The organism is Methylobrevis albus (genome assembly GCF_015904235.1).
GTDB classification, from domain to species: domain Bacteria; phylum Pseudomonadota; class Alphaproteobacteria; order Rhizobiales; family Pleomorphomonadaceae; genus Methylobrevis_A; species Methylobrevis_A albus.
In genome coordinates, this window is sequence record NZ_JADZLT010000049.1 from 60,209 (window position 1) to 84,813 (window position 24,605).

The 24,605-nt window shown below is 70.9% G+C and carries 22 protein-coding genes; 17 read left to right on the top strand and 5 right to left on the bottom strand.

The features are described 5' to 3' along the window. Positions 1–218: 218 nt before the first annotated feature. From pnp to I5731_RS07590, 5 genes are all read left to right on the top strand, one after another. The gene (gene pnp / locus I5731_RS07570) at positions 219–2,345 is read left to right on the top strand and encodes a polyribonucleotide nucleotidyltransferase (RefSeq protein WP_197310760.1); all 2,127 of its coding nucleotides are present in this window, start codon (positions 219–221) and stop codon (positions 2,343–2,345) included. A gap of 201 nt (positions 2,346–2,546) precedes the next feature. Further along, entirely contained in the window at positions 2,547–3,515 is a 969-nt protein-coding gene (locus I5731_RS07575; protein ID WP_197310761.1) for a sugar-binding transcriptional regulator, read from the top strand. A gap of 69 nt (positions 3,516–3,584) precedes the next feature. After that, the gene (locus I5731_RS07580; protein WP_197310762.1) at positions 3,585–3,959 is read left to right on the top strand and encodes a hypothetical protein; all 375 of its coding nucleotides are present in this window, start codon (positions 3,585–3,587) and stop codon (positions 3,957–3,959) included. Between the two features lie 93 nt (positions 3,960–4,052). Next, complete coding sequence (locus tag I5731_RS07585; RefSeq protein ID WP_197310763.1) at positions 4,053–4,586, top strand: copper chaperone PCu(A)C; 534 nt, start codon at positions 4,053–4,055, stop codon at positions 4,584–4,586. A 178-nt stretch (positions 4,587–4,764) separates the two neighbouring features. Next, positions 4,765–6,063, top strand: a complete 1,299-nt coding sequence (locus tag I5731_RS07590; protein WP_197310764.1) for an SAM-dependent methyltransferase — start codon at positions 4,765–4,767, stop codon at positions 6,061–6,063. Between the two features lie 235 nt (positions 6,064–6,298). Here I5731_RS07590 and I5731_RS07595 read toward each other — a convergent pair whose 3' ends face one another. Beyond that, a complete protein-coding gene (locus tag I5731_RS07595; protein ID WP_235981631.1) occupies positions 6,299–7,156 on the bottom strand; it encodes a COG3904 family protein in 858 nt (285 codons plus the stop codon). A 53-nt stretch (positions 7,157–7,209) separates the two neighbouring features. Continuing rightward, complete coding sequence (locus tag I5731_RS07600) at positions 7,210–8,595, bottom strand: hypothetical protein (protein ID WP_197310765.1); 1,386 nt, start codon at positions 8,593–8,595, stop codon at positions 7,210–7,212. Positions 8,596–8,835: 240 nt separating this feature from the next. Here I5731_RS07600 and I5731_RS07605 point away from each other — a divergent pair, with 240 nt between their 5' ends. Beyond that, positions 8,836–9,258: a YciI family protein gene (locus I5731_RS07605; protein WP_197310766.1), complete on the top strand. Its 423-nt coding sequence runs from the start codon at positions 8,836–8,838 to the stop codon at positions 9,256–9,258. Positions 9,259–9,262: 4 nt separating this feature from the next. Here I5731_RS07605 and lhpI read toward each other — a convergent pair whose 3' ends face one another. Together lhpI and I5731_RS07615 are read right to left on the bottom strand one after the other, a co-directional pair. Then, positions 9,263–10,198 carry a bifunctional Delta(1)-pyrroline-2-carboxylate/Delta(1)-piperideine-2-carboxylate reductase gene (gene lhpI, locus I5731_RS07610; RefSeq protein ID WP_197310767.1) on the bottom strand — a complete coding sequence of 312 codons (936 nt, stop codon included), beginning with the start codon at positions 10,196–10,198 and terminating at the stop codon, positions 9,263–9,265. Positions 10,199–10,224: 26 nt separating this feature from the next. Beyond that, positions 10,225–11,358, bottom strand: a complete 1,134-nt coding sequence (locus I5731_RS07615) for an NAD(P)/FAD-dependent oxidoreductase (RefSeq protein ID WP_197310768.1) — start codon at positions 11,356–11,358, stop codon at positions 10,225–10,227. A 246-nt stretch (positions 11,359–11,604) separates the two neighbouring features. Between I5731_RS07615 and I5731_RS07620 the strand changes: the two genes are divergently transcribed. The 3 genes from I5731_RS07620 to I5731_RS07630 all read left to right on the top strand — a co-directional run bounded on the left by I5731_RS07620 (position 11,605) and on the right by I5731_RS07630 (position 15,207). Next, a complete protein-coding gene (locus tag I5731_RS07620; protein ID WP_197310769.1) occupies positions 11,605–12,549 on the top strand; it encodes a TAXI family TRAP transporter solute-binding subunit in 945 nt (314 codons plus the stop codon). Between the two features lie 175 nt (positions 12,550–12,724). Next, complete coding sequence (locus I5731_RS07625; protein ID WP_197310770.1) at positions 12,725–14,833, top strand: TRAP transporter permease; 2,109 nt, start codon at positions 12,725–12,727, stop codon at positions 14,831–14,833. Further along, positions 14,830–15,207, top strand: a complete 378-nt coding sequence (locus tag I5731_RS07630) for a DUF1850 domain-containing protein (protein WP_328838380.1) — start codon at positions 14,830–14,832, stop codon at positions 15,205–15,207. The genes I5731_RS07625 and I5731_RS07630 overlap by 4 nt, the downstream gene beginning before the upstream one ends. 21 nt (positions 15,208–15,228) lie before the next feature. On the opposite strand, the gene I5731_RS07635 is transcribed toward I5731_RS07630, so the two are convergent. Then, complete coding sequence (locus I5731_RS07635) at positions 15,229–15,918, bottom strand: FadR/GntR family transcriptional regulator (RefSeq protein ID WP_197310771.1); 690 nt, start codon at positions 15,916–15,918, stop codon at positions 15,229–15,231. A gap of 103 nt (positions 15,919–16,021) precedes the next feature. On the opposite strand from I5731_RS07635, the gene I5731_RS07640 reads away from it, so the two are divergent. The 8 genes from I5731_RS07640 (at position 16,022) to kduD (ending at position 24,605) form a co-directional block, all read left to right on the top strand. Continuing rightward, positions 16,022–17,023, top strand: coding sequence for a sugar kinase (locus I5731_RS07640; protein WP_328838382.1), 1,002 nt, complete (start codon positions 16,022–16,024; stop codon positions 17,021–17,023). Between the two features lie 81 nt (positions 17,024–17,104). Continuing rightward, positions 17,105–18,508, top strand: coding sequence for a glucuronate isomerase (gene uxaC / locus I5731_RS07645; RefSeq protein WP_197310772.1), 1,404 nt, complete (start codon positions 17,105–17,107; stop codon positions 18,506–18,508). A gap of 30 nt (positions 18,509–18,538) precedes the next feature. After that, positions 18,539–19,519: a TRAP transporter substrate-binding protein gene (locus I5731_RS07650; protein WP_197310773.1), complete on the top strand. Its 981-nt coding sequence runs from the start codon at positions 18,539–18,541 to the stop codon at positions 19,517–19,519. 102 nt (positions 19,520–19,621) lie between these two features. Continuing rightward, positions 19,622–20,164, top strand: a complete 543-nt coding sequence (locus I5731_RS07655; protein ID WP_197310774.1) for a TRAP transporter small permease — start codon at positions 19,622–19,624, stop codon at positions 20,162–20,164. After that, a complete protein-coding gene (locus I5731_RS07660) occupies positions 20,164–21,444 on the top strand; it encodes a TRAP transporter large permease (protein ID WP_197310775.1) in 1,281 nt (426 codons plus the stop codon). The genes I5731_RS07655 and I5731_RS07660 overlap by 1 nt, the downstream gene beginning before the upstream one ends. Further along, positions 21,441–22,955, top strand: a complete 1,515-nt coding sequence (locus I5731_RS07665; RefSeq protein WP_197310776.1) for a mannitol dehydrogenase family protein — start codon at positions 21,441–21,443, stop codon at positions 22,953–22,955. The genes I5731_RS07660 and I5731_RS07665 overlap by 4 nt, the downstream gene beginning before the upstream one ends. A 64-nt stretch (positions 22,956–23,019) precedes the next feature. Then, complete coding sequence (gene kduI, locus I5731_RS07670) at positions 23,020–23,856, top strand: 5-dehydro-4-deoxy-D-glucuronate isomerase (RefSeq protein WP_197310777.1); 837 nt, start codon at positions 23,020–23,022, stop codon at positions 23,854–23,856. Beyond that, complete coding sequence (kduD, locus tag I5731_RS07675; protein ID WP_197310778.1) at positions 23,853–24,605, top strand: 2-dehydro-3-deoxy-D-gluconate 5-dehydrogenase KduD; 753 nt, start codon at positions 23,853–23,855, stop codon at positions 24,603–24,605. The genes kduI and kduD overlap by 4 nt, the downstream gene beginning before the upstream one ends.

A 24,605-nucleotide genomic window follows, 5' to 3' on the forward strand; every position in this document is an offset into this window, starting at 1 on the left:
GGGCGCCACGGTGGCGCCCCCGGTTCGAAGCTGCGCCTGAAGCTGCGGACCATCCGGGTCCGGCGGGCGCGACGAACAGAGCGGCGTCCCGGACACGGGGCAGGATCGCCAGGGGCTCCGTCCCGACGTCTCTTCCCTCGCCCCCGCGGGGGAAGAGCCTCGAGAGCCTCTCGCCGTCTTGCCCGTGGCCCGCGCCGTGCCACAGGAAAGGCCTACCCATGTTCCATACCCAGCGCGTCCAGATCGAGTGGGGCGGTCGTCCGCTCACCCTGGAAACGGGCCGTATCGCCCGCCAGGCCGACGGCGCCGTCCTCGCCACCTACGGCGAGACCACCGTGCTCGCCACCGTCGTCTCCGCCAAGGAGCCGAAGCCGGGCCAGGATTTCTTCCCGCTCACCGTCAACTACCAGGAGAAGGCCTTCGCCGCGGGCAAGATCCCCGGTGGCTTCTTCAAGCGTGAAGGCCGTCCGTCCGAGCACGAGACGCTGACCTCGCGCCTGATCGACCGGCCGATCCGCCCGCTGTTCCCCGAAGGCTACAAGTGCGACACGCAGGTGATCGTCACCGTGCTGACGCACGACATGGAGAGCGCGCCCGACGTGCTCGCCATGGTCGCCGCCTCGGCCGCGCTGACGATTTCCGGCGTGCCGTTCATGGGCCCGATCGCCGGCGCCCGCGTTGGCTACTTCGACGGTGAGTTCGTGCTGAACCCGCCGGTCGACTCCATGGTCGATTCCAAGCTCGACCTCGTCGTCGCCGGCACCCACGACGCCGTGCTGATGGTCGAGTCGGAAGCGCAGGAACTGCCCGAGGACGTCATGCTCGCGGCCGTCATGTTCGGCCACGCCCAGATGCAGCCGGTGATCGACCTGATCATCAAGCTCGCCGAGCGTTCCGCCAAGGAGCCGCGCGATTTCGTGCTGCCCGACAGCTCCGAGATCGAGCAGGCCGTGCTCGCCGTCGCCGAGGCCGACCTGCGCGAAGCCTACAAGCTGACCGTCAAGCAGGAGCGCTACGCCGCCGTCGACGCCGCGAAGTCGAAGGTCAAGGCCGCGCTGTTCCCGGAAGGCGAAGAGCCGCGCTTCACCAAGGAAGCCGTCGCCGCCGTGTTCAAGGACGTGCAGGCGAAGATCGTTCGCTGGAACATCCTCGACACCGGCAGCCGCATCGACGGCCGTGACCTCGTCACCGTCCGCCCGATCGTCGCCGAAGTCGGCGTGCTGCCGCGCGCCCACGGCTCGGCGCTGTTCACCCGCGGCGAGACGCAGGCCTTCGTGGTGTCGACGCTCGGCACCGGCGAAGACGAGCAGTTCGTCGACGCGCTCGAGGGCACCTACAAGCAGAACTTCATGCTGCACTACAACTTCCCGCCCTATTCGGTGGGCGAGACGGGCCGCATGGGCTCGCCGGGCCGCCGCGAGATCGGCCACGGCAAGCTCGCCTGGCGCGCGGTGCACCCGATGCTGCCGGCCAAGCACGACTTCCCCTACACGATCCGCGTCGTCTCGGAGATCACCGAGTCGAACGGTTCCTCGTCGATGGCCACCGTCTGCGGCGCCTCGCTCGCCCTGATGGACGCCGGCGTGCCGCTGAAGGCCGCCACCGCGGGCATCGCGATGGGCCTGATCAAGGAAGGCGACCGCTTCGCCGTGCTGTCCGACATCCTCGGCGACGAGGATCACCTCGGCGACATGGACTTCAAGGTGGCCGGCACCGAGAACGGCGTCACCTCGCTGCAGATGGACATCAAGATCACCGGCATCACCGAGGAGATCATGAAGGTCGCCCTCGACCAGGCCAAGGGCGGCCGCCTGCACATCCTCGGCGAGATGGCCAAGGCGCTGACCGGCGCCCGCTCCTCGCTCGGCGAGCATGCGCCGCGCATCGAGGTGATCAAGATCCCGACCGACAAGATCCGTGAAGTGATCGGCACCGGCGGCAAGGTGATCCGCGAGATCGTCGAGAAGACCGGCGCCAAGATCAACATCGAGGACGACGGCACCGTCAAGGTCGCCTCCTCGGACAACAAGGCCATCCAGGCCGCGTTGAACTGGATCAAGGGCATCGCCGCCGAGCCGGAAGTCGGCGCCATCTACGAGGGCACCGTCGTCAAGGTCGTCGACTTCGGCGCCTTCGTGAACTTCTTCGGCTCCCGCGACGGCCTCGTCCACGTCTCCCAGCTCGCCGCCCAGCGCGTCGCGAACGTCAAGGACGTGGTCAAGGAAGGCGACAAGGTCTGGGTCAAGCTGATGGGCCTCGACGAGCGCGGCAAGGTCCGCCTCTCCATGAAGGTCGTCGACCAGGCGACCGGCAAGGAGATCAAGGCCGAGGGCGATGCCGCCTGAAGGCGCACGTCAAACCGTTGATCCGAAAGGGGCCGGGCGAGCGATCGCCCGGCCTTTTTCTTGGGCGGGTTCGAACGCCGCGGACGGACGCGGGGAACCGCGATCGCCTTCGGCTGTTGCATCCGGCGCCGCGAGCGTGGAAAGTTGCGCACCTAAATCCTTCCAGATCGATTCCCCCTTGTCGCCGAGAGCCTTCAAAGCATGTCCGAAACCTCGAAGGACGACGATCTCCTGGTGCGCGTCGCGTGGCTCTACCACGTCGGCGGCCAGAGCCAGGAGGAAGTCGGCAACGCCCTCGGCATCTCGCGCTTCCGCGTGACCCGGATGCTGTCGGAAGCCCGTGAGCGCGGCATCGTTCGCATCTCGATCGAGCACGAGACGACCCAGACCCTGCGCGAGGCCGACCGCCTCGTCTCCGGCTATGGCCTGAAAGAGTGCATCGTCACCCCGCCACAGGTGGTCGACCACGCACTGCCGCCGACCGAGGCCGAGGACGACATCGCCCGCCGCGCCGTCGGCATCGCCGCCGCCGGGCTGCTCGCGCGCAAGCTCTCGGTCGATGGGCCGGTGACGATCGGCATCGGCCTCGGCCGCACCGTGTCGCGCATGGCCGACGCGCTGTCGGGCATCCGCAAAAAGGACACCCGCTTCGTCGCCCTCGTCGGCTCGCTGACCCGCACCGCCAAGGCGAACCCGTTCGACGCCTGCATCCGGCTCGCGGCCGCCTGCGGCGGCGAGGCGCATTTCTTCGCCGCCCCCTACATCGTCGACAGCGAGCGCGACTGCGAGGTGATCATGAACCAGCGCATCGTGCGCGAGACGCTGGAGGTCGCCCGCGCGGCGGACGTCTATTTCGTCGGCTGCGGCGAACTCACCGAGGGCTCGACCCTGTTCTCAAGCGGCCTCGTCACCCGCGAGGAGCTCGCCGCGCTGCGAGCTGCGGGTGCCATCGCCGATTCCACCGGCAAGTTCTTCGATGCCCGCGGCCGCCTGGTGCCGACCGACCTCAACTACCGCACCGCCGCCGTCAGCCTCGACGACCTGATGAAGCACGAGGTCGTGCTGGTCGCCGCCGGCCGCCAAAAGGCCGATGCGGTGCGCGCCATGCTGGCGACCGGCATCATCGACCGCCTCGTCGTCGACGGCGACCTCGCCCAGCTGATCGCCTGAGCCCGCCGCGCCGGCCCGTGCCGGCACTTCGCCGCTGACAGCGCGCCGCGCTTCTGGCATGGAAGGGGCATGGGCGACCTCAGGCGCATCCTCGACGACCGTTGGACGGCGGCCGCGATCCTCGCGATCGCGTTCTGGCTGCTGGCCTTTGAGGGCGCCTTCGCCGCGCCGCGCGCGCCCGACCTCGCGAGCCGCCTCGCCGTCCTCTGCGCCGAGGCGGCCACCGGCGGTCCGTCCTCCGGCGCGCCCCACGTCGCCGACTGCACCGTGCACTGCCATGCCGTGCCGACCGGCCCGCTGGCGGGCGCCGCGCCCTCGGCCACGCCGCCGCTCCGGCGCGGAAGCATCGCGACTGACCGCACGCTCGCCGCCTTCGGGGCGCTGTCCCGGCCGCCCGTCGCCAGCCACGGCGCCCGCGCCCCGCCGGCAGCGGCCGACGTCTAGGAAGCGCACGCTTCCCGCAACCCGCCATTTTTGTCTCCGCCGACCGGACTTTCGCGCGCAGCGCGTCACCCGGCGGCGATGCCGGATATCCTCATGCACACCATCCTGCGCTCCCTCCTCGTCGCCCTGCCGCTCGTCGGCGCCGCGGCGGCCACGCCCGTTCTGCTCGCCTCCACCGCGGCCGCGCACGAGTACAAGCTCGGCGACCTCGCGATCGAGCATCCCTGGACCCGGGCGACGCCGCCCGGCGCCCGGGTCGGCGGCGGCTACCTCACCGTCGTCAACGCCGGCGGCACCGACGACCGCCTCGTCTCCGCCACCTCGCCGGCGTCGGCACGGGTCGAGATCCACGAGATGTCCGTCACCGACGGGGTCATGGTCATGCGCCCGCTGCCCGAGGGCCTGCCGATGCCGGCCGGCGCAACCGTCGCGCTCGCCCCCGGCGGCCTGCACCTGATGCTGATCGACCTCGCCGCGCCGCTGGTCGAGGGCGAGCGGGTGCCGGTCGAACTCACCTTCGAGCGCGCCGGCACCGTCTCGGTCGAGCTCGCGGTCGACAAGATCGGCGCCCGCGCCCCGACCGAGGCGCAAGGCGACGGTCACGGCGACGCGCACCAGGGCCACTGATCCCGCCCCCTCGACCGTCCATCGACCTTGTCGCCGCGGCCGCCTTGCCAAAGGCGGGCCGCCGCCCGCCCGCGATCGGTCGCGGACGGGCGGGCGGCGATTGCCGCGGCTGCTGCATTGCGGCACTGTCCGGGGCGAGGACGGAGCGGGCCGGCGGCGCCGGCAGGGAGGGCAGCCTATGCCGACCAAGAACGACGACCGCCTGCTCGGCGCGGCGCGGCGGCTGTTCACGCACCTCCTCGAGATCGCCGGCGGCGGTGTCGGCGTCGAACTCTGGGACGGCTCGGTGCTGCCGGCCGGCCGTGGTGACGATCCCTTGCGCATTGCGGTTGCGGCGCCCGCGGCGATCACCCGCCTCGTCCGGCGGCCGCGCGCGCCGACGCTGATCGACCTCTACGCCGAAGGCCTGCTCGACATCCGCGGTGGCACGCTGTTCGACCTCGCCGCGGCGCGGCCCGCGGTTGCCTCACGGGAGATCCGGCGCCGGCTCGACAAGCGCCTCGTGCTCTCCTGCCTGCTGCCGTTCCTGTTCGCGAAGTCTGCCCCGGCCCTCGCCAGCCTCGACGGCGGCCGCGACGCCAGCCGGGCCCGCGGCAGCGGCAAGGCCGACATCGCCTTCCACTACGATGTCTCCAACCGCTTCTACGAGCTCTTCCTCGACCCGGCGATGGTCTACACCTGCGCCTACTTTCGCGACTGGTCGGGCGATCTCGCCACCGCACAGGCCGACAAGCTCGACATGATCTGCCGCAAGCTGCGGCTGCAGCCCGGCGACCGGCTGCTCGACATCGGCTGCGGCTGGGGCGCGCTGATCGGCCATGCCGCAGAGCACTACGGCGTCACCGCGCTCGGCGTCACGCTGTCGGCCGAGCAGGCCGAGCTCGCCCGCACCCGCCTCGCCGCGCGCGGCCTCGCCGGCCGCACCGAGGTGCGCCTCGTCGACTACCGCGAGGTCGAGGGGCCGTTCGACAAGATCTCGTCGATCGGCATGTTCGAGCACGTCGGCATCGCCCAGCACGCCGCCTATTTCTCGAAGATCCGCGAGCTGCTGCGCCCGGGCGGCGTCTACCTGCACCACGCCATCACCCGGCGCGGCAAGCGCACCGAAAAGGCCTTCGGCGCCAAGCGCGCGGAGTACGAGGCGATGACGCGCTACATCTTCCCCGGCGCCGAGGTCGACCACATCGGCATGACGCTGCGTAACCTGGAGGGCTACGGCTTCGAGGTGCACGACGTCGAGGGCTGGCGCGAGCACTACGGCCGCACCACGGAGCTCTGGGCGCGGCGGTTGATCGACGCCCGCGACGCGGCGATCGCCGAGGTCGGCGAGGCGAAGTACCGGCTCTGGGTGCTCTACCTCTCGGGCGTCTCGCTCGCCTTCCAGCGCGGCACGCTGCAGATCTTCCAGACGGTCGCCACCCGCCGCGGCAAAGGCCCGTCCGGCATGCCGCCGACGCGGGAGGATCTGTATCGGTAGGGGGGAGAGGCGCGGCGTAAACATCCCTCCCCCTTGTGGGGAGGGTGGCCCGGCCGCAGGCCGGGTCGGGAGGGGTTGCAGCCTCGCCTCGAGACGCTGAGAGGCTGTTACCCCTCAAGAAGGAAAGCTTCGGCAACAACATGCGCGACACGGCCAGGGACCGAGTCTTGGGAGAGGCCGTTACCCCTCCCGACCCCGCTCCGCGGGGCCACCCTCCCCACAAGGGGGAGGGATGTTACCCCTCGATCGCCGTGGCGAGCTTCAGCTCCACCATCTCCTCGCCGGCAAAATAGAACAGGCTCTCGAACGGCGTCTCCATGGCGTGCATCCACACCCGCGGATCGACGCCCATCTCGTAGAGGTGGCGCTGGCATTCGGCGGAGACGCGCTGCACCTCGTTCATGTCGCGGGCGGCGTCGACCGGGCCGTCGGAGACCGACAGCACCTGGTGCACGCCAACCGAGGCGTCCGGCGAGACGCGGCGGGTGACGCCGCCGGCGAACACCAGCGGGCAGGACGAGGCGCAGTAGCCGCCGTCGCCGACCAACGTGCCGTATCCGTGGCTGCGGATCAGCTGGCCCATGGCGATGGCGTCGCGCACCGATCCGCCGGGCGAATCGAGCACGACGGTGGTGACGTAGTCGCCGCGCAGCGCGAGTTCCTGCTCCAGCCGCCCGGCGGTGCCCGGCGTGATGGTGCCGATGGCGGCGAGACGGCCGTCGGGGCCGAGTTCGAAGCGCATCGCGGCCGAAAGCTGGGCGTTGCGGTCGGCGTCCTGCGCGCCGCCCGGCGGCACCGGGCTCACCGTCGGCAGGAACGGCCGCGCCGGCCCGGCCTCTTCGGCGGGCAGCGCCGCGTCGGCCGGATGGGTACCGCTGATGCCGAGCAGGTCACCGCCGACCACCACCACGGTGGCGACCAGCATGGCGCCGAACACGACGCGCAGCACCGTCTCGTCCGGCCGGCGCCGCAGCCGCTCGGCCCAGCCGGCCGGCGACCGCGGGGCCCCGACGGGCATCGCACCGCTGCCGGCAACCGGCGCCGTGACGCGCGGCGCGCCGAGCACGTCGCTGCGGCGCCGGCCGAAGCTCATCGGGGCTTCCGGTCGCTGCCGGCGATCGGGTCCGGCCGTCTCGTCGCGCCGCGTCATTCCTTCTTCCCCAGCCGGTTCGAGGGCAGCGGCGTGATCTTGGCGTCATCGACGAGTTGCGCCGACGGGCCGGCCGGCTCTGGTGCGGGCTCGGCCAAGGGCGGCGCCGCCTCGGCATGGGCCGCTTCCGGCCGCGACGTCGGGGCCGGCGCCTCGACCGGCACGGCGACCGGCATCGCGGCCGGCACCGGCGCCGCGAAGGCGAGGCGTTCGTTGTCGACGTCGCGCAGCAGGCGCGCGGCGGTGATCAGGTCGGCGGCGGTCATCGTGCCGGCGCTCGCCACCGGGTCGCCCTCGCGGCGGATCGCGGCGTGCACGACGCAGAGGATGATCACCATCACCGCCGGCAACAGGTCGATCGACACCGCGCCGGCCCAGCTCGGCAGGAAGTCGCCGGCATAGCGCAGCACCGCCTCGGCGGTGGAGACCGGCTGGAACCGCGTCGGCGGCGGCGATTCCACCGAGAGGATTTCCTCGGCGGCATTGGCGAGCGCGACCGACTGCGCCGCGACCGCGCGCTCGACGTTGCCGACGATGGCGGTCTGGCGGCTGGCGAGGTCGGCGCTGGCGCCGTCGGCGACCGGGGCGATGAAGCCGATGGCGAGGTCGTCGGCGGCGCGCTTGACGGCGGCGGCGACCGAGGTCTGCTGCAGGCCGGCGATGGTGCCGATCAGGCCCATCGCCTCGGTGCCGAACGCCTCGGTGCGCGGCGCGACCGGGCCGCCGGCGGACACCAGCTCGCGCATCTTCTGGATATGCGCGCTGCCTTCGGTATAGAGCGCCGCGACGCGCTCGCCGGACGCGCGCACCTCGCCGGCGAGGCCGGTGAGCTGGTTCGACATCTGGCTGAGGAGTTGCACCACGGTGCCCGAGCCCGACGTGCCGGTCAGCGAGCCGTCGTCGCGCTCGGCGTCCGCGAGCCGGGCGAACCGCACCGAGGCCATCTCGATGTCGGGCAGCAGGCTCTGGGCGGCGAGCGCCCGGTTGTGGGCGCGGTCGAGGTCGGCGGAATAGTCTTCCAGCGTATAGGCGAGATGCTGCTCCACCGCCGCGGAGCCGGCGAGCGCCGCGGCGTTGAGCCAGGACGACATCGCGACGATCATCGCCGAGCCGAGCAGCATGGCGAGCGTCAGCACGATGCGACTGCCGAAGTCGCGCACATGCGGCAGGAAGCGCATCATGAACGACCAGAAGGCGTAGATGCCGACCGACACCGCGATCGAGTAGATCGCCGCGGCGAAGGCCACCGTCGCGGCGCTGCCGTCGAGCAGGTCGCGCACGCCGAGATAGGTATAGACGCCGCTCGCCAGCGACAGCACGGCAAGGGTCAGCCGCAGCGTCAGGTCGAGCCCTTGCACGCCGTCACGGAGCGCCGTCGACATCCTGTCCATCTCCTGGTCCGGGAATATTCAGGTTAACGAAACATGAACCGTTCTGCAGCATGGGGGCGAGATTTTGCTCTTTTATGGTTAACAGCGCGGCGCCGGTGTGGCGGCCGCCGCAAGCACGGCCGGAAAACGCGGTGAAAATCCGCGTCGCCTGTCGGCGGGCGCCTTGCCGGTGCGTCAATGGGAAGAGGGGATGCGCCGCATCCCGGCAGCACGGCAATAGGAGGAAACGCCATGCGCGTGATGGTGATCGTGAAGGCGACCGTGGACAGCGAGGCCGGCCTGATGCCCTCGACCGAACTGATGGCCGCGATGGGCGCGTTCAACGAGGAACTGGTCGAGGCCGGCATCATGGTGACCGGCGACGGGCTGAAGCCGTCGTCGGTCGGCTACCGCGTCGTCTTCGACGGCAGCGACCGCACGGTCGTGCCAGGCCCCTTCGCGGCGGTGAACGAACTCGTCGCCGGCTTCTGGGTCTGGCAGGTGAAGGACATGGACGAGGCGCTCGCCTGGGTGAAGCGCTGCCCCAACCCGATGCCGAGCCGCAGCGAGATCGAGGTCCGCCCGTTCTACGAGATGGCGGACTTCGGCGAGGCGATGACACCGGAGCTCGCCGACCAGGAGAACCGCCTGCGCGCCCGTCTCGAGGGCGCGTGAGGGCCTAGATCCCGCCCTCCAGCGCGACGATCGCCGCGGCGAGGTCTTCCGCGGCGCTGCCGACGCTCTTGAAGAGGGTGATCGCGCCCTCCGCCCGCGCCGGCGCGCCGTTGGCGCAAAGCTCGGGCAGCGTGCCGCGCACGTCGCCGGCCGTGATCACCCCGGCGCGGATCGGCAGGATCAGCTCACCGGCCTCGGTGAGCGCGGTCAGGGTGTCGACCCAGATCGCGGCCTTGGCGATCGCGGCGTCGTCCACCTCGCGCATCGCCGGCGTGAAGGCGCCGATCAGGTCGACGTGCTGGCCGGACCGCAGCCAGGCGCCCTGCACCACCGGTTCGGCGGCGAGGGTCGCGCAGGCGACGACGTCGGCGCTTGCGACCCCGGCTTCGAGGTCGGCGCAGAGGTGCGCGTCGATCCCCTCGGCGACGAGCCGCGCCACCAGCCGCTCGGCATTCGCCGCGGTCTTGTTCCAGACGTCGACGCGGGTGATCGGCAGCACGGCGCGGTAGGCGTGCGGCAACTCGCTGGCGACCCGGCCGGCGCCGACGACGAGCAGGCGGGATGACTCCGGCCGCGCGAGCTTCGAGGCGGCGAGCGCCGAGACCGCCGCCGTGCGCCGGGCGGTCAGCGTGCCGCCGTCGAGCAGGGCGAGGTGGCGGCCGGTGCGTTCGTCGAACACGAGGTAGGAGGCGGCGATCGCCGGCAGGCCGCGCGCGGCGTTGCCGGGGGTGACGTTGACGATCTTGACCCCGCCATAGCCCTCCGCCCCCTGCCAGCACGGCATCAGCAGGAGCACCGCGTCCGCCTCGCCGCTGCGCGGCATGGTGTGGTGATGGCGGTCGGGCGCCTCCAGCCCGCTGGCGAGCACCCGGTCGAGGCCGGCGACGAGGCGGTCGTAGGGCAGGCGGGCGGCGGTTTCGTCGGGCGTGAACACGCGCATGGCGGCGGAATCCTCGAAACTCGATGTCAGGAACGGAAGCGGGCGGGATCGAGGGCGGCGGGATCGACCCCGCGCGCCACCATGTCGGCCGGCGGCGCGCCATCGAGCAGCAGCGCCGCCGCATAGCGGCCGATCGCCGGCGACGACTGGATGCCGTAGCCGCCGAGGCCGGCGAGCCAGAAGAAGCCGGGCTGGTCCGGCGCGAAGCCGACGAGGGGCGCGCGGTCGGGCGCGAAGGTGCGCAGGCCCGCCCATTTGTGGGCGATCGCCCGCACCGGCACGGTGGTCGCCTGTTCGAGGTACCAGGCGGCATAGGCGATATCGAGTTCTTCGGGCTGCGCGTCGCAGGGCTCGGTCGGCGTCGCGTCGGCCGGCGACACCATCAGCCGGCCGGCGTCGGGCTTGAAGTAGTAGACCTCGTCGATCTCGTTGATCTCCGGCAGGCTGTTGGCGTCGATCCCAGCGGGCAGGTCGACGGTGATCGCGGTGCGCCGGTACGGGGTGAGGCCGGGCGAGGCGGCGCCGAACAGGGCGGCGACCGGATCGGCCCAGCCGCCGGCGGCGTTGACCACGATTCCGGCGCGGAAGGCGCCGCGCGTCGTCTCCAGCACGAAGCCGTCGCCGTCGCGGCGGGCGGCGGTCAGCGTGGCGCCGAGCTCGATCCGCGTGCCTGTCCGCCGCGCCGAGCGCACGAAGCCCTGCAGCAGGTTTTCCACTTCGACGTCGTAGCAGTCCGGGTCGTAGAAGGCGGCGGCGACGTAGTCCTCGCGCAGGATCGGCGCCCGCGCGATCGCCTCGGCCGGCGTCAGCCATTCGATCGGGCTGCCGCCCGCCGCCCTCTCGCGGGCGAACACCGCGGCGAGGTGGTCCGCCTTCTCGGCGTCGGCGATCAGGAGGTTGCCGCGCGGCTTCAGCAGTTCGACCTCGGCGAATCCCTCGGGTGGCCGGGTGAGGAAATCCCAGCTCACCTCGGCGAGCCGGCCGACCAGCGGCGCGTGAAACCGCCGCGTGAACTCCGCCGCCGAGCGTCCCGTCGAGTGATAGCCGTGCTGCGCCTCGCGCTCGATGAGCAGCACGTCGCGCCGGCCGCCGAGGAAATGCGCCAATGCGGCGCCCGCGATACCGCCGCCGACGATGACGATGTCGAAGCTCTCCGTCATGCCGAAATCACCCTCTTTTCAAGGCGGCACGGCCCGCTGCCGCCACCCGCGCCGGACGCGCCGACACTAGCACGGCGAACCGCTGCCTGACGCGTCCGGCGGCCGCCGGACGGGCTCCGGAGCACCCGGCGGGCGATAGGCGGTTGTATCGGCCCGCACTTTTGGCCGATAAAGGCCTCCTGTGACGCCAGAGAGCGAACGCTCCGACCGTTCGGACCATCGAACCTCACCAGGGAGAAGTCAGACATGCTGCGCCTCAAGACCCTCGCGGTCGCCGCCGTCGTCGCCGCTGCCGTCGCGCTGCCGGCCCGCGCCGAAACCTTCGTCAACATCCTCACCGGCGGTCAGGCCGGCGTCTACTATCCCCTCGGCGTCGCCCTCGAGAAGATCTTCGCCGCCAAGGTGCCGGACGCCCGTCCGTCGGTGCAGGCGACCAAGGCGTCGGTCGAAAACCTCAACCTGCTGCAGGCCGGCCGCGGCGAGATCGCCTTCACCCTCGGCGACAGCCTGCGCGACGCCTACGCCGGCAACGCCGAGGTCGGCTTCGCCCGTCCGCTCGACAAGCTGCGCACCATCGCCGCGATCTACCCGAACTTCATCCAGATCGTCGCCTCGAAGGAATCGGGCATCACCACGCTCGCCGACCTCAAGGGCAAGCGCCTCTCGGTCGGCGCCCCGGCGTCGGGCACCGAGCTCAACGCCCGCGCCGTGCTCGGCGCCGCCGGGCTCAGCTACGACGACCTCGGCAAGGTCGAGTACCTGCCCTTCGCCGAATCGGTCGAGCTGATGAAGAACCGCCAGATCGACGCCACGCTGCAGTCGGCCGGCCTCGGCGTCGCCTCGCTGCGCGACCTCGCCAACTCGGTGGCGATCACCGTGGTCGAGATCCCGGCCGACGCGGTGAACTCGATCGGCGCGCCCTATGCCGCCGGCACCATCCCGGCCGGCACCTACCAGGGCCAGGACGCGGACATCGCCACCGCCACGGTGATCAACTACCTCGTCACCCATTCGGACGTGCCGGAAGAGACCGTCTATGCGATGACCAAGTCGATCTTCGAGAGCCTGCCCGATCTCGCCGCCGCCCACGCCGCGGCGAACGACATCAAGCTCGATGCCGACGCGCTGGTCTCGCCGGCGCCGCTGCATCCGGGCGCCGAGCGCTACTTCAAGGAACAGGGCCTGATGTAAGCCCGGCTCGCCGGCTGATCCTTCGGCCGGCGCGTTTCGCCGGTCCGGCTTCGGCCGGGCCGGCGCCTTCCGCGTCCGGTTTCCGGCGCCCGCCTCGCCCCGCCCGATCGACCGCCTCGACGAACCCCAAGGACGTGCCATGACCGAGACGCGGCCCCCGACCGAGACGCGGCCCATGACCGAAGCCGAGCGCGCCGCGGAAGTGGCCGAGCACATTCCCGGCTGGGGGCTCGGGCGCGGCGCGACGATCCTGTTCTCGGTCGCCGTCGCCTTCTCGGCGTTCCAGCTCTGGACCGCGGCCTACGCGCCGCTGCCGAGCCAGGTGGTGCGCTCGGTGCACGTCGGCTTCCTGCTGCTGCTGCTGTTCGGCCTTGTCGCCAATGCCGATCCGCGCGCCGGCGGCCGCCTGTTCTGGGCGGCGCTCGGGCTCGCCGGCTTTGCCATCGGCTTCTACCACTGGGTGTTCTACCGCGACCTCATCCTGCGCGCCGGCCTGCCGACCGAGACCGACCTCGTCGTCGGCGTCGCGGCGGTGGCGCTGGTCTTCGTCGCCGGCTGGAAGATGATGGGCTGGGGCCTGCCGCTGGTCTGCGCCATCTTCCTCGCCTACGGCCTGTTCGGCCAGTACATGCCGAGCCCGCTCAATCACCGCGGCTACGACTTCGAGCAGGTCGTCGAGGTGCTGTTCCTCGGCACCGAGGGCATCTACGGTACGCCGACCTATGTCTCGTCGAGCTACATCTTCCTGTTCATCCTGTTCGGCTCGTTCCTCGAGCGCGCCGGCATGATCCAGCTCTTCAACGACATCGCCCTCGGCACCGTCGGCCACACCCGCGGCGGCCCCGGCAAGGTCTCGGTCGTCGCCTCGTCGCTGATGGGCACGATCAACGGCTCCGGCGTCGCCAACGTCGTCACCACCGGCGCCTTCACCATTCCGCTGATGAAGCGCTTCGGCTTCAAGCCGGCCTTTGCCGGCGGCGTCGAGGCGACCTCGTCGATGGGCGGCCAGATCATGCCCCCCGTGATGGGCGCCGTCGCCTTCATCATGGCCGAGACCCTCGGCGTCCAGTACGTCACCATCGTCCAGGCGGCGATCGTGCCGGCGATCCTCTACTTCGTCACCGTGTTCTGGATGGTCCACCTCGAGGCCGGCCGGCTCGGCCTCGCCGGGCTGCCGAAGGCCGACTGCCCGAGCGCGCTCGGCGCGATCCGGTCGAAGTGGTTCCTGCTCTTGCCGCTGGTCGCGCTGGTCTGGCTGCTGTTCTCCGGCTACACGCCGCTGTTCGCCGGCACCGTCGGCCTCGGCCTCACCGCGCTGATCGTGCTCGGCATGCCGCTCGGCATGGCGCTCGGGCCGATCCCGCGGGTGCTGTTCTGGGTCGCGCTCGGCCTTTCGGCCGCCGCCGGCTTCGGCACCAGCTTCACCATCGCCGGCACCGAGATCCGCGGCATCACCGTGATCTTCCTGCTCGTGCTGCTGATGGTGCTGGTCAACCTCGTGGTGCGCGGCGGCCGCGCCACGCTGAAGCTCTGCCTCGAAAGCCTCGGCGAGGGCGCGAAGAATGCGCTGCCCGTCGGCGTCGCCTGCGCGCTGGTCGGCATCATCATCGGCGTGCTGGCGCTCACCGGCTCGGCGAGCACCTTCGCCCGTGTCATCGTGGCGGTCGGCGAGAACTCGCTGTTCCTGTCGCTCGTCCTCACCATGCTGACCTGCCTCATCCTCGGCATGGGCGTGCCGACGATCCCGAACTACATCATCACCTCGTCGATCGCCGGCCCGGCGCTGCTCGAACTCGGCGTGCCGCTGATCGTCAGCCACATGTTCGTGTTCTACTTCGGCATCATGGCCGACCTGACGCCGCCCGTGGCGCTCGCCGCCTTCGCCGCGGCACCGATCGCGAAAGTCAGCGGCATGAAGATCGGCCTGCAGGCGGTGCGCATCGCCGCCGCCGGCTTCGTGGTGCCGTTCATGGCGGTCTACGCGCCGACCATCATGCTGCAGGACGGCGGGCCGCTCGCCCTCGCGATCGGCTTCTGGCCGGCCGTCGTCTACACGGTGTTCAAGGCGCTGTTCGCGATCACGCTGTGGGGCATCGCCGGTATCGGCTTCTTCGGCGTGCATCTCCGGGTCTGGGAACGGCTCGCCGCCTTCGTCTCCGCCGCCTTCCTGATCACGGCGCTGCCGATCACCGACGAGATCGGCTTTGCGTCGGGCGCGGTGGTGATCGGCTGGCTGGTGCTGCGCGCCCGCCGGGCGCGGGCGGCGGACGCCGGGGCGCGGTGAGCGCGCTCTGCCTTGCGGGCGGCGCCGAACTCGTGCGCGTCGCCGCCACCGTGTTCACGCTGGCCTGGACGCACACCATCGAGAAGGTGCCGTGGCAGGAGGACTGGCGGATCGAGGGCGCGGACCTCCGGCTGGTCGAGGTCCGGATCAAGGGCTCCGGCGCCGGCATGGAGCCCGCCCCCGACGCGCGGCTCGAAAACGGCTTCTACACCTGGAACCCGGCGGACGACCGACGCGACCGGCTGGTCCTGCGCCGTTCGCCCGCGCCGGGGGTCGGCGACTGGTCGCTCTGCGTCGCCGGCGCCTGCCGCGAACTCGGGGAGATCGTCGGCGCCGACGCCGATCCGGTGACGCTCGCGCCCTGTCCGGATTGAGGCCGCACGCCCGGCGGTGGGTCAGACGCGCAGCCGGGTGATCGCGTCGTCGAAATGCAGCCGCATCAGCCGGCGGGCGTTGTCCGCCTCGCCGCCGTGCACCGCCTCGGCGATGCCGCGGTGGGTGGCGACGACACGGTCCCATTCGGCGCGCTCGCGGATCGCGGCAAGGCCGCCCTGGATCATCTCGCGGATCGACAGCGTCAGCGCCCGGCCGGTGAGCGCGAACACCGGATTGCCGCAGGCCTCGGCGAGCGTCGCGTGGAAGGCGAGGTCGAAGTCGGTGAAGCGGTGCGGGTCGTCGATCGAGGCTTCCATTTCACCTGCGAGATCGAGCAGCCGCGCCGCCTCGGCGTCGCTGCGCCGTGCGGCGGCGAGCGCCGCCGTCTCGCACTCGATGGTGCGCCGGAAGGCGCCGACGTCGCCGACGGAGAACTGCCGCGTCGCGAGGCCGTGGTCGAAGGTGGCGGCGAGCATCACCGGCTCCAGCCGCCGCACCACCGGCCGGCGCCCGTTCGACACCTCGATGATCCCCGACGCTTCCAGCAATTGCATCGCTTCGCGCACGACGCCGCGCGAGACGTCGAGGATCTGGCCGAGTTCGGCGGCGCTCGGCAGCGCATCGCCCGGCTGCAGGCCGTTGGCGGCGATGTGGTGACGCACCCGGTCGGCGACCTGATCGACGAGACTCAGCGATTTCACGGGCAGCATCGAAAAGTCCCTTCTCTATTTCGCCACCATCCGGCTGGACAGCTATACTGTCAACCTGTATGACAGGCCAATAGCTAGTATATCAGTCAGCCGCGAGACCCCCGTGACCGCGATCGCCGCCCCGACCACGCCCCAGCTCACCGTCGCCGCCGGCCGGCGCACGCTGCTCTGCATGGGCGAGCCGATGGTCGAATTCGTGCGCGAGCCCGGTCCCGGCCCGAAGCGCTATCTGCGCGGCTTCGGCGGCGACGTCTCCAATGCCGCGATCGCCGCCGCCCGCCAGGGTGCCGAGGTCGCCTTCTTCACCGCGCTCGGCAACGACGAATTCGGCCGCGACATCCTCGACCTCTGGGCCGACGAAGGCGTCGACGCCTCCGCCGTGCTCCTGCGCGAGGATGCCTCGACGGCTATCTACTTCGTCGACCCGCACGCGGAAGAACGCCGCTTCACCTATTTCCGCGCCGGCTCCGCCGCGAGCCGCGTCACCGCGGCCGACGTGCCGGAAGCGGCGGTGCGGGCCGCCGCTGTGCTGCATCTCTCGGCGATCAGCCAGGCGATCGGGACCGGCCCGGCGGAAGCCGGCTTCCACGCGATGCGCATCGCCCGCGCCGCCGGCACCCTGGTCTCCTACGACACCAACCTGCGCCTGAAGCTCTGGTCGCTGGACACCGCCCGCGCCACCACCGAGGCGGCGCTGCGCCTTGCCGACATCGCGCTGCCGAGCCTCGACGACGCGCGCATCCTGACCGGCCTCGACGACGCCGACGCCATCGTCGACGCCCACCTCGCCCTCGGCCCCGGCATCGTCGTGCTGAAATGCGGCGCCGACGGCGCGGTGATCGCGGCGGGCGGCGAGCGCCGCCGCATCCCGGCAGCGCCGGCCCGCCCGGTCGATTCCACCGGCGCCGGCGACGCCTTCGGCGGCGCCTTTCTCGCCCGCTTCATCGAGACCGGCGACCCGTTCGCCGCCGGCCACTACGCCGCGGCGGTCGCCGCCGCCACGGTGTCGGGCTTCGGCGCGGTCGAGCCGATCCCGCGCCGGGCCGAGGTCGAGGCAATGCTCGGCGCCGCGCCGACCGAACTGGACGCCGCCGCCCCGACCTGACGGGGACGGCGAGGACGGTGCCGGCCTGGAGGGGCGGGCGCTGCATCCGGACACTGACATGACGCATGGGAGGAGAGTGACGTGGCGCTGAACGAGGATCGCCTGTTTCCGGCCGAGCCGGCCACCCGCGCGGTGGCGCGGCGGCTCTATGCCGGCGTCAAGGACCTGCCGATCGTCAGCCCGCACGGCCACACCGATCCGCGCTGGTTTGCCGAGAACGAGCTCTTCCCCGATCCGGCGCAGCTGCTGATCGTGCCCGACCACTACATCTTCCGCATGCTGGCGAGCCAGGGCGTGCCGCTCGAGGATCTCGGCGTGCCGCGCCGCGACGGCGGCGAGGTCGAGACCGACGGCCGCCGCATCTGGCGCCGCTTCGCCGAGAACTTTCACCTGTTCCGCGGCACGCCGAGCCGGCTCTGGCTCGAGCATACGCTGGAGACGCTGTTCGGCATCGACGAGCGCATCTCGGCGGCGAACGCCGACAGCCTCTACGACCGCATCGCCGCGCACCTCGCGCACGACGACTTCCGCCCGCGCGCCCTGTTCGAGCGCTTCAACATCGAGGCGATCGCCACCACCGAGAGCCCGCTCGACGACCTGAAGTGGCACGCGATGATCCGGGAGAGCGGCTGGACCGGCAAGGTCGTCACGGCCTACCGTCCCGACGCCGTGGTCGACCCCGAGTTCGAGGGCTTTGCCGACAATCTCGTGCGCTTCGCCGAACTCACCGGCTGCGACACCGGCACCTTCGCCGGCTATCTCGAGGCGCACCGCGTCCGCCGCGCCTTCTTCAAGAGCTTCGGCGCCACCTCCAGCGACCACGGCCACCCGACGGCGACCACCGCCAACCTCTCGCCGGTCGAGGCCGAGACGCTCTACCGCCGCGTCGTCAAGGGCGAGGCGAGCGCCGCCGACGCCGAGCTGTTCCGCGGCCAGATGCTGACCGAGATGGCGAAGATGAGCCTCGACGACGGGCTGGTGCTGCAGATCCATCCGGGCTCGGTGCGCAACCATTCGCCGGCGCTGTTCCAGCGTTTCGGCCGCGACAAGGGCGCCGACATCCCGAGCCGCACCGACTATGTGCGCGCGCTGAAGCCGCTGCTCGACGCGGTCGGCTTCGAGCCGGGGCTCACCGTCGTCGTCTTCACCCTCGACGAGACCACCTATGCCCGCGAGCTCGCGCCGCTCGCCGGCGTCTACCCGTGCCTCCGGCTCGGGCCGCCGTGGTGGTTCTTCGATTCGCCCGAGGGGATGAAGCGGTTCCGCGAAAGCGCGACCGAAACGGCCGGCTTCTACAACACCGTCGGCTTCAACGACGACACCCGCGCCTTCCCGTCGATCCCCGCCCGCCACGACGTCGCGCGCCGGGTCGACTGCGCCTATCTCGCCGAACTCGTGACGAGTCACCGCCTCGATGAGGACGAGGCACACGAGGTCGCCCACGACCTCGCCTACCGCCTGGCCAAGGAAGCCTACCGGCTCTGAGCCGGACACTTAAGAGGGAGGAACAGACCAATGTCGATCATTACCAAGCTCATGGGCGCGCTCGCGCTTTCCACCAGCCTCATCGCCGGCAGCGCCTTTGCCGCCGACATCGTGCTGCGCTCCGCCGACATTCATCCGGACGGCTACCCGACCGTGGAGGCGGTCAAGTACGTCGGTGAACTCGTCAAGGAACGCACCGGCGGCCGCATCGAGATCCAGGTCTTCCACTCCGCCCAGCTCGGCGAAGAGAAGGACACGATCGAGCAGACGCAGTTCGGCGTCATCGACATGAACCGCATCAACATGGCGCCGCTGAACAATCTCGTTCCCGAGACCTCGATCCCGGCGCTGCCCTTCATCTTCAAGTCGATCGACCACATGCACAAGGTCGTCGACGGCGAGATCGGCGACGAGATCCTCGCCGCCCTCGAGAGCCAGGGCCTGATCGGCCTCGCCTTCTACGACAGCGGCGCGCGCTCGTTCTACACCGTCAACAAGCCGGTGCGCTCGATCGACGATCTCAAGGGCATGAAGATACGCGTGCAGCAGTCCGACATGTGGCTCGCCACGATCGAGGCGCTGGGTGCCAACGCGACCCCGATGGCCTTCGGCGAGGTCTACTCCGCGCTGCAGACCGGCGTCATCGACGGCGCCGAGAACAACTGGCCGAGCCTCGAATCCTCGAAGCACTACGAGGTCGCCAAGTTCTACACCCTGTCCGAGCACTCGATGTCGCCGGAAGTGTTCGCGATCTCGAAGATCAGCTGGGACAAGCTGACGCCCGAGGACCAGGCGATCCTGAAGCAGGCCGCCAAGGAATCGGTCGCCAAGATGCGCGAACTGTGGACCGCCCGCGAGAAGCAGTCCGAGGAGACGGTGCGCGCCGCCGGCGTCGAGGTGATCACCCTCGACAAGGCGCCCTTCGCCGCCGTGATGCAGCCGGTCTACGACCGCTTCGCCTCGACGCCGGAACTGAAGGACCTCGTCGCCCGCATCCAGGCGATCGAGTAAGCACCCGGCCGCGGTCCTGAGGGGGCCGCTGCCGCGAAGATCGATCCGCCGGCGGTGCCGGCGGATCCCCGCCGGGCCGTCGCGCGTCGTTCGGAGACCGTCATGCCGACCAGCAGAGAAAATTACGAGGCCGGCGATCCGGCCGTGGCCGGCGGCGCCTTCTTCGTCGCGAGCTACCGCATCCTGCACCGCCTCGGCACCGTGGCGCTGTGGATCGCCGCCACGGGCCTCGCCTTCATGACCGCCTTCACCGCATGGCAGGTGTTCAGCCGCTACGTGCTGAACCAGTCGCCGAGCTGGACCGAGCCGGTCGCGCTCCTGCTGATGGGCTGGTTCATCTTCCTCGGCGCCGCCGTCGGCGTGCGCGAGGACACCCACCTCGGCTTCGACGTCATAGTCGTCCTGTCCGGCCGGCGCATGCGCAAGGTGCTGCTGACCATCCGCGACCTCGCCACCCTCGGCTTCGGCGGGGCGATGGCCTGGTACGGCCTGCTGCTCGCCATCGGCACCTGGTCGGCGACCATGCCGGCCCTCGGCATTCCGGCCTCGGCCGGCTACGCCTCCGTCGTCATCGGCGGCGTTCTCATCGTCCTGTTTTCGCTCGAGCGCCTCGCGCGACGCTTCGCCGGGCTGGAGATCGCCTGATGACGCTCCTCGTCCTTTTCGGCACCTTCGTGCTGCTGCTGCTGATCGGCACGCCGGTCGCCTTCTGCCTCGGTGTCGCGTCGCTCGCGACCGTGGTCTGGCTCGGCCTGCCGCCGGTGATCGTGTTCCAGCGCCTCGCCTCCGGCGTCTCGTCCTTCTCGCTGATGGCGATCCCGTTCTTCATCTACGCCGGCGACCTGATGGTGCGCGGCGGCATCGCCGCCCGGCTGATCCACTTCGCCGGCACGCTGGTCGGCCACCTGCGCGGCGGCCTCGGCCAGGTCAACATCGCCGCCTCGACGCTGTTCGGCGGCATCTCGGGCTCCGCCGTCGCCGACGCCTCGGCGATCGGCGGCCTGATGATCCCGCAGATGAAGGCGAAGGGCTACGACGTCGACTATGCAGTGAACATCACCGTGACCTCGTCGATCATCGCGCTGATGATCCCACCGTCGCACAACATGATCATCTATTCGATCTCGGCGGGCGGCAAGATCTCGATCGCCGACCTCTTCACCGCCGGCGTCATTCCCGGCCTGATGCTCGCGGTCTCGCTGATGATCACCGCCTGGGTCGTCGCCAAGAAGCGCGGCTATCCGGTCGAGCGCTTCCCCGGCCTCTCGACGATCATGACCGCCGCCGTCGCGGCGATCCCCGGCCTCCTCCTGATCGGCATCATCTTCGGCGGTGTCCGCTCCGGCGTCTTCACCGCCTCGGAAAGCTCGTGCATCGCCATCGTCTACGCCCTGCTGATCACGACGCTGGTCTACCGGTCGATGTCGTGGCGCGAGTTCGTCGAGGCGACCGTCGGTGCGGTGCGCACGACGGCGATGGTGCTGCTCGTCATCGGCTGCGCCGCCTCCTTCGGCTGGCTGCTCGCCTATCTGCAGGTGCCGAGCGCGATGATCGAGTTCATGAAATCGATCTCCGACGAGCCGATCGTGATCTTCCTGCTGATCAACCTGATCCTGCTGCTGCTCGGCACCTTCATGGACATGTCGCCGCTGATCATCATCACCACGCCGATCTTCCTGCCGGTGGTGACGGCCTTCGGCATGGACCCGGTGCACTTCGGCGCGGTGCTGATCCTCAACCTCGGCATCGGCCTCTGCACCCCGCCGGTCGGCTCCGTGCTCTTCGTCGGCTGCGCCGTCGCCAAGATCCCGGTGTCGCAGGCGCTGAAGACGATCTGGCCGTTCTATGGCGCCTCGGTCGCGGTCCTCATGCTGGTCACCTACGTGCCGGCGTTCTCCCTCTGGCTGCCGAGCGTGTTCCGATGAGCCCTGCCGCCCCCGATACCGATCCGGCCGCCGCCCCGGTCCGCCTCTCGGCCGCGACGTTGCCCGGCCTGCCGGCCGGCGTCGCCCGGCCCACCTACGACCGGGCGGGCGTCACCCCCGGCATCGTCCACCTCGGCATCGGCGCCTTCCACCGCGCCCACCAGGCCGTCGCGATCGACGACCTGCTCGCCGCCGATCCTGCCTGGGGCATCATCGGCGCCAGCCTGCGCAGCGCCGACACCGCCGCGGCGCTCGGACCGCAGGACGGGCTCTACGCCCTCGCCGTGCGCCAGGACGAGACGACGGACCTGCGCGTCATCGGCAGCATTCTCGGCGTGCTCGTCGCCCCCGAGGATCCCGAGCGCCTGCTCGCCGCCCTGACCGACCCGCGCGTGCGCATCGTCACGCTCACCGTCACCGAGAAGGGCTATTGCCACGACCCGGCGACCGGCCGCCTCGACGAGGCGCACCCCGACGTCGTCGCCGACCTCGTGCCGGGCGCCGTGCCCCGTTCGGCGATCGGCTACCTCGTCGAGGCGCTCGCCCGCCGCCGCGACGCCGGCACGCCGCCGTTTGCGGTGGTCCCCTGCGACAATCTCCCGTCGAACGGCGCCACCGTGCGCCGCATCGTCACCCGCTTTGCCGAGCTGCGCGATCCGGGGCTCGGCGCCTGGGTTGCCGCCGAGGTCGCCTTCCCCTCCACCATGGTCGACCGCATCGTGCCGGCGACGACGGACGCCGACCGCGCGCTCGTGCAAAGCCGTCTCGGCGTCGCGGATGCGTGGCCGGTGATGACCGAGCCGTTCAGCCAGTGGGTGATCGAGGACAATTTTCCCGGCGGCCGCCCCCGCTTCGAGGACGCCGGCGCGACCATGGTCGCCGACGTCGCCCCGTTCGAGCGCATGAAGCTCAGGATGCTCAACGGCAGCCACTCAACGCTCGCCTATCTCGGCTATCTCGCCGGCCACGAGACCGTCGCCGACGTGATGGCGGACGCAAGCTTCGCCGGCTTCATTGCGGCGTTGATGACCGACGAGATCATGCCGACGCTCACCGTGCCGGGCGCCGATCTCCCCGCCTATCGCGATGCCCTGATCGCCCGCTTCCGCAATCGCGGCCTGAAGCACCGCACCTGGCAGATCGCCATGGACGGCAGCCAGAAGCTGCCGCAGCGCCTGCTCGGCACCATCGCCGACCGCCGAGCGGCCGGTCTCCCCTTCGATCGCCTCGCCCTCGGCGTCGCCGCCTGGATGCGCTACGCCGCCGGCACCGACGAAACGGGCGCCGCGATCGACGTGCGCGATCCGCTGCGCCCCCGCTTCGCCGAGGTCGCCGCCGAGGCCGGCGGTGACCCCGCGCGCCTCGCCGCCGGCTTCCTCGGGCTCGCCGAGGTGTTCGGCGCGCTGGGCAGCGATGCCGTGTTCCGCAGCACCGTCACGGCCGCCTTGAACGACCTCGTCGCCGAGGGCGCCGCCGCCCGCGTCGCGCAGCTTTCCGCCCGGCAGGGCTGACGCGGGACCTCCCCCGCGCCGGCCGCCGACCCGCATCCGCCCGAACAGAGGGGCCAGACCGCCCATGCCGATCGAGACCCGCCACGCGATCCACCCCGAACACGCCTCGATGTTCGACACCGAGGCGCTGCGCGCCAACTTCCTGATCCAGGGCCTGTTCGTGCCCGGCGAGATCAACCTCACCTATTCGCACTACGAGCGCCTCGTCGTCGGCGGCGCCGCCCCGGCGGGCAGCCCCCTGACGCTGGAGCCTGCCAAGGCGACCGGCACGCCGTTCTTCCTCGCCCGCCGCGAGCTCGGCATCATCAACGTCGGCGGCGCCGGCACGGTGACCGCCGACGGCGAGCGCTTCGAGCTCGGTGCCCGCGACGTGCTCTACGTCGCGCAAGGCACGAAGGAGGTGACCTTCGCCTCCGCCGATGCCGCGGCCCCGGCGCTGTTCTACCTCGTCAGCACCCCGGCGCATCAGCGCCACGCCACCCGCCGCATCGCGATCGCCGAGGCGAAGCGCGTCGAGCTCGGCGCGCAGGAGACGGCGAACAAGCGCACCATCTTCCAGCTGATCCACCCGGACGTCTGCACCTCGTGCCAGCTCGTCATGGGCATGACCCAGCTCGAGCCCGGCTCGGTCTGGAACACCATGCCGGCGCACGTGCACGACCGCCGCTCGGAGGCCTATCTCTATTTCGACCTCGCAGCCGGTGCGAAGGTGTTCCACCTGATGGGCGAGCCGGAAGAGACCCGCCACCTCGTCGTCGGCGACCGCGAGGCGATCCTGTCGCCGCCGTGGTCGATTCATTCCGGCTGCGGCACGTCGGCTTATGCCTTCGTCTGGGCGATGGGCGGCGACAACATCGACTACACCGACATGGACCCGGTCACGCTGGAGATGCTGAAGTGAGCGCCTTCGACCTTTCGGGCAAACGCGCGCTGGTCACCGGCGCCAATACCGGCATCGGCCAGGGCATCGCCCTGTCGCTCGCCGCGGCGGGGGCACACGTCGTCGCCGCCGGCCGCTCGTCGATGGACGAGACCCTCGGCCTCGTTTCCGGCCTCGGCGGCAGCGCCGAGGCCGCCAGTCTCGACCTCTCCGATCCGCACGCGGGCGCCGCCCTCGTCGACAGGCTCAATGCCGAGGCGCCGCTCGACATCCTCGTCAACAACGCCGGCATCATCCGCCGCGGCGACGCGGTGGACTTTTCAGAGGCGGACTGGGACGACGTCATGGACGTCAACCTCAAGGCCGCCTTCCTCGCCGCCCAGGCCTTCGGCCGCGCGGCGATCGCCGCGGGCCGGCCGGGCAAGATCGTCAACATCGCCTCGATGCTGTCGTTCCAGGGCGGCATCCGCGTCGTGTCCTACACGGCCTCGAAGCACGGCATCGCCGGCGTCACCAAGCTGCTCGCCTGCGAGTGGGCGGCGAAGGGCATCAACGTCAACGCCGTCGCGCCCGGCTATATCTCCACCAACAACACCGAGACCCTCCGGAACGACGAGACGCGCTTCGTCGACATCCTGAAGCGCATCCCGGCCGCCCGCTGGGGCGAAGCCTCCGACATCGGCGGCGCGGTGGTGTTCCTGTCGTCGGCCGCCGCCGACTACGTGCACGGCGCGGTGATCCCGGTCGACGGCGGCTGGCTCGCGCGCTGA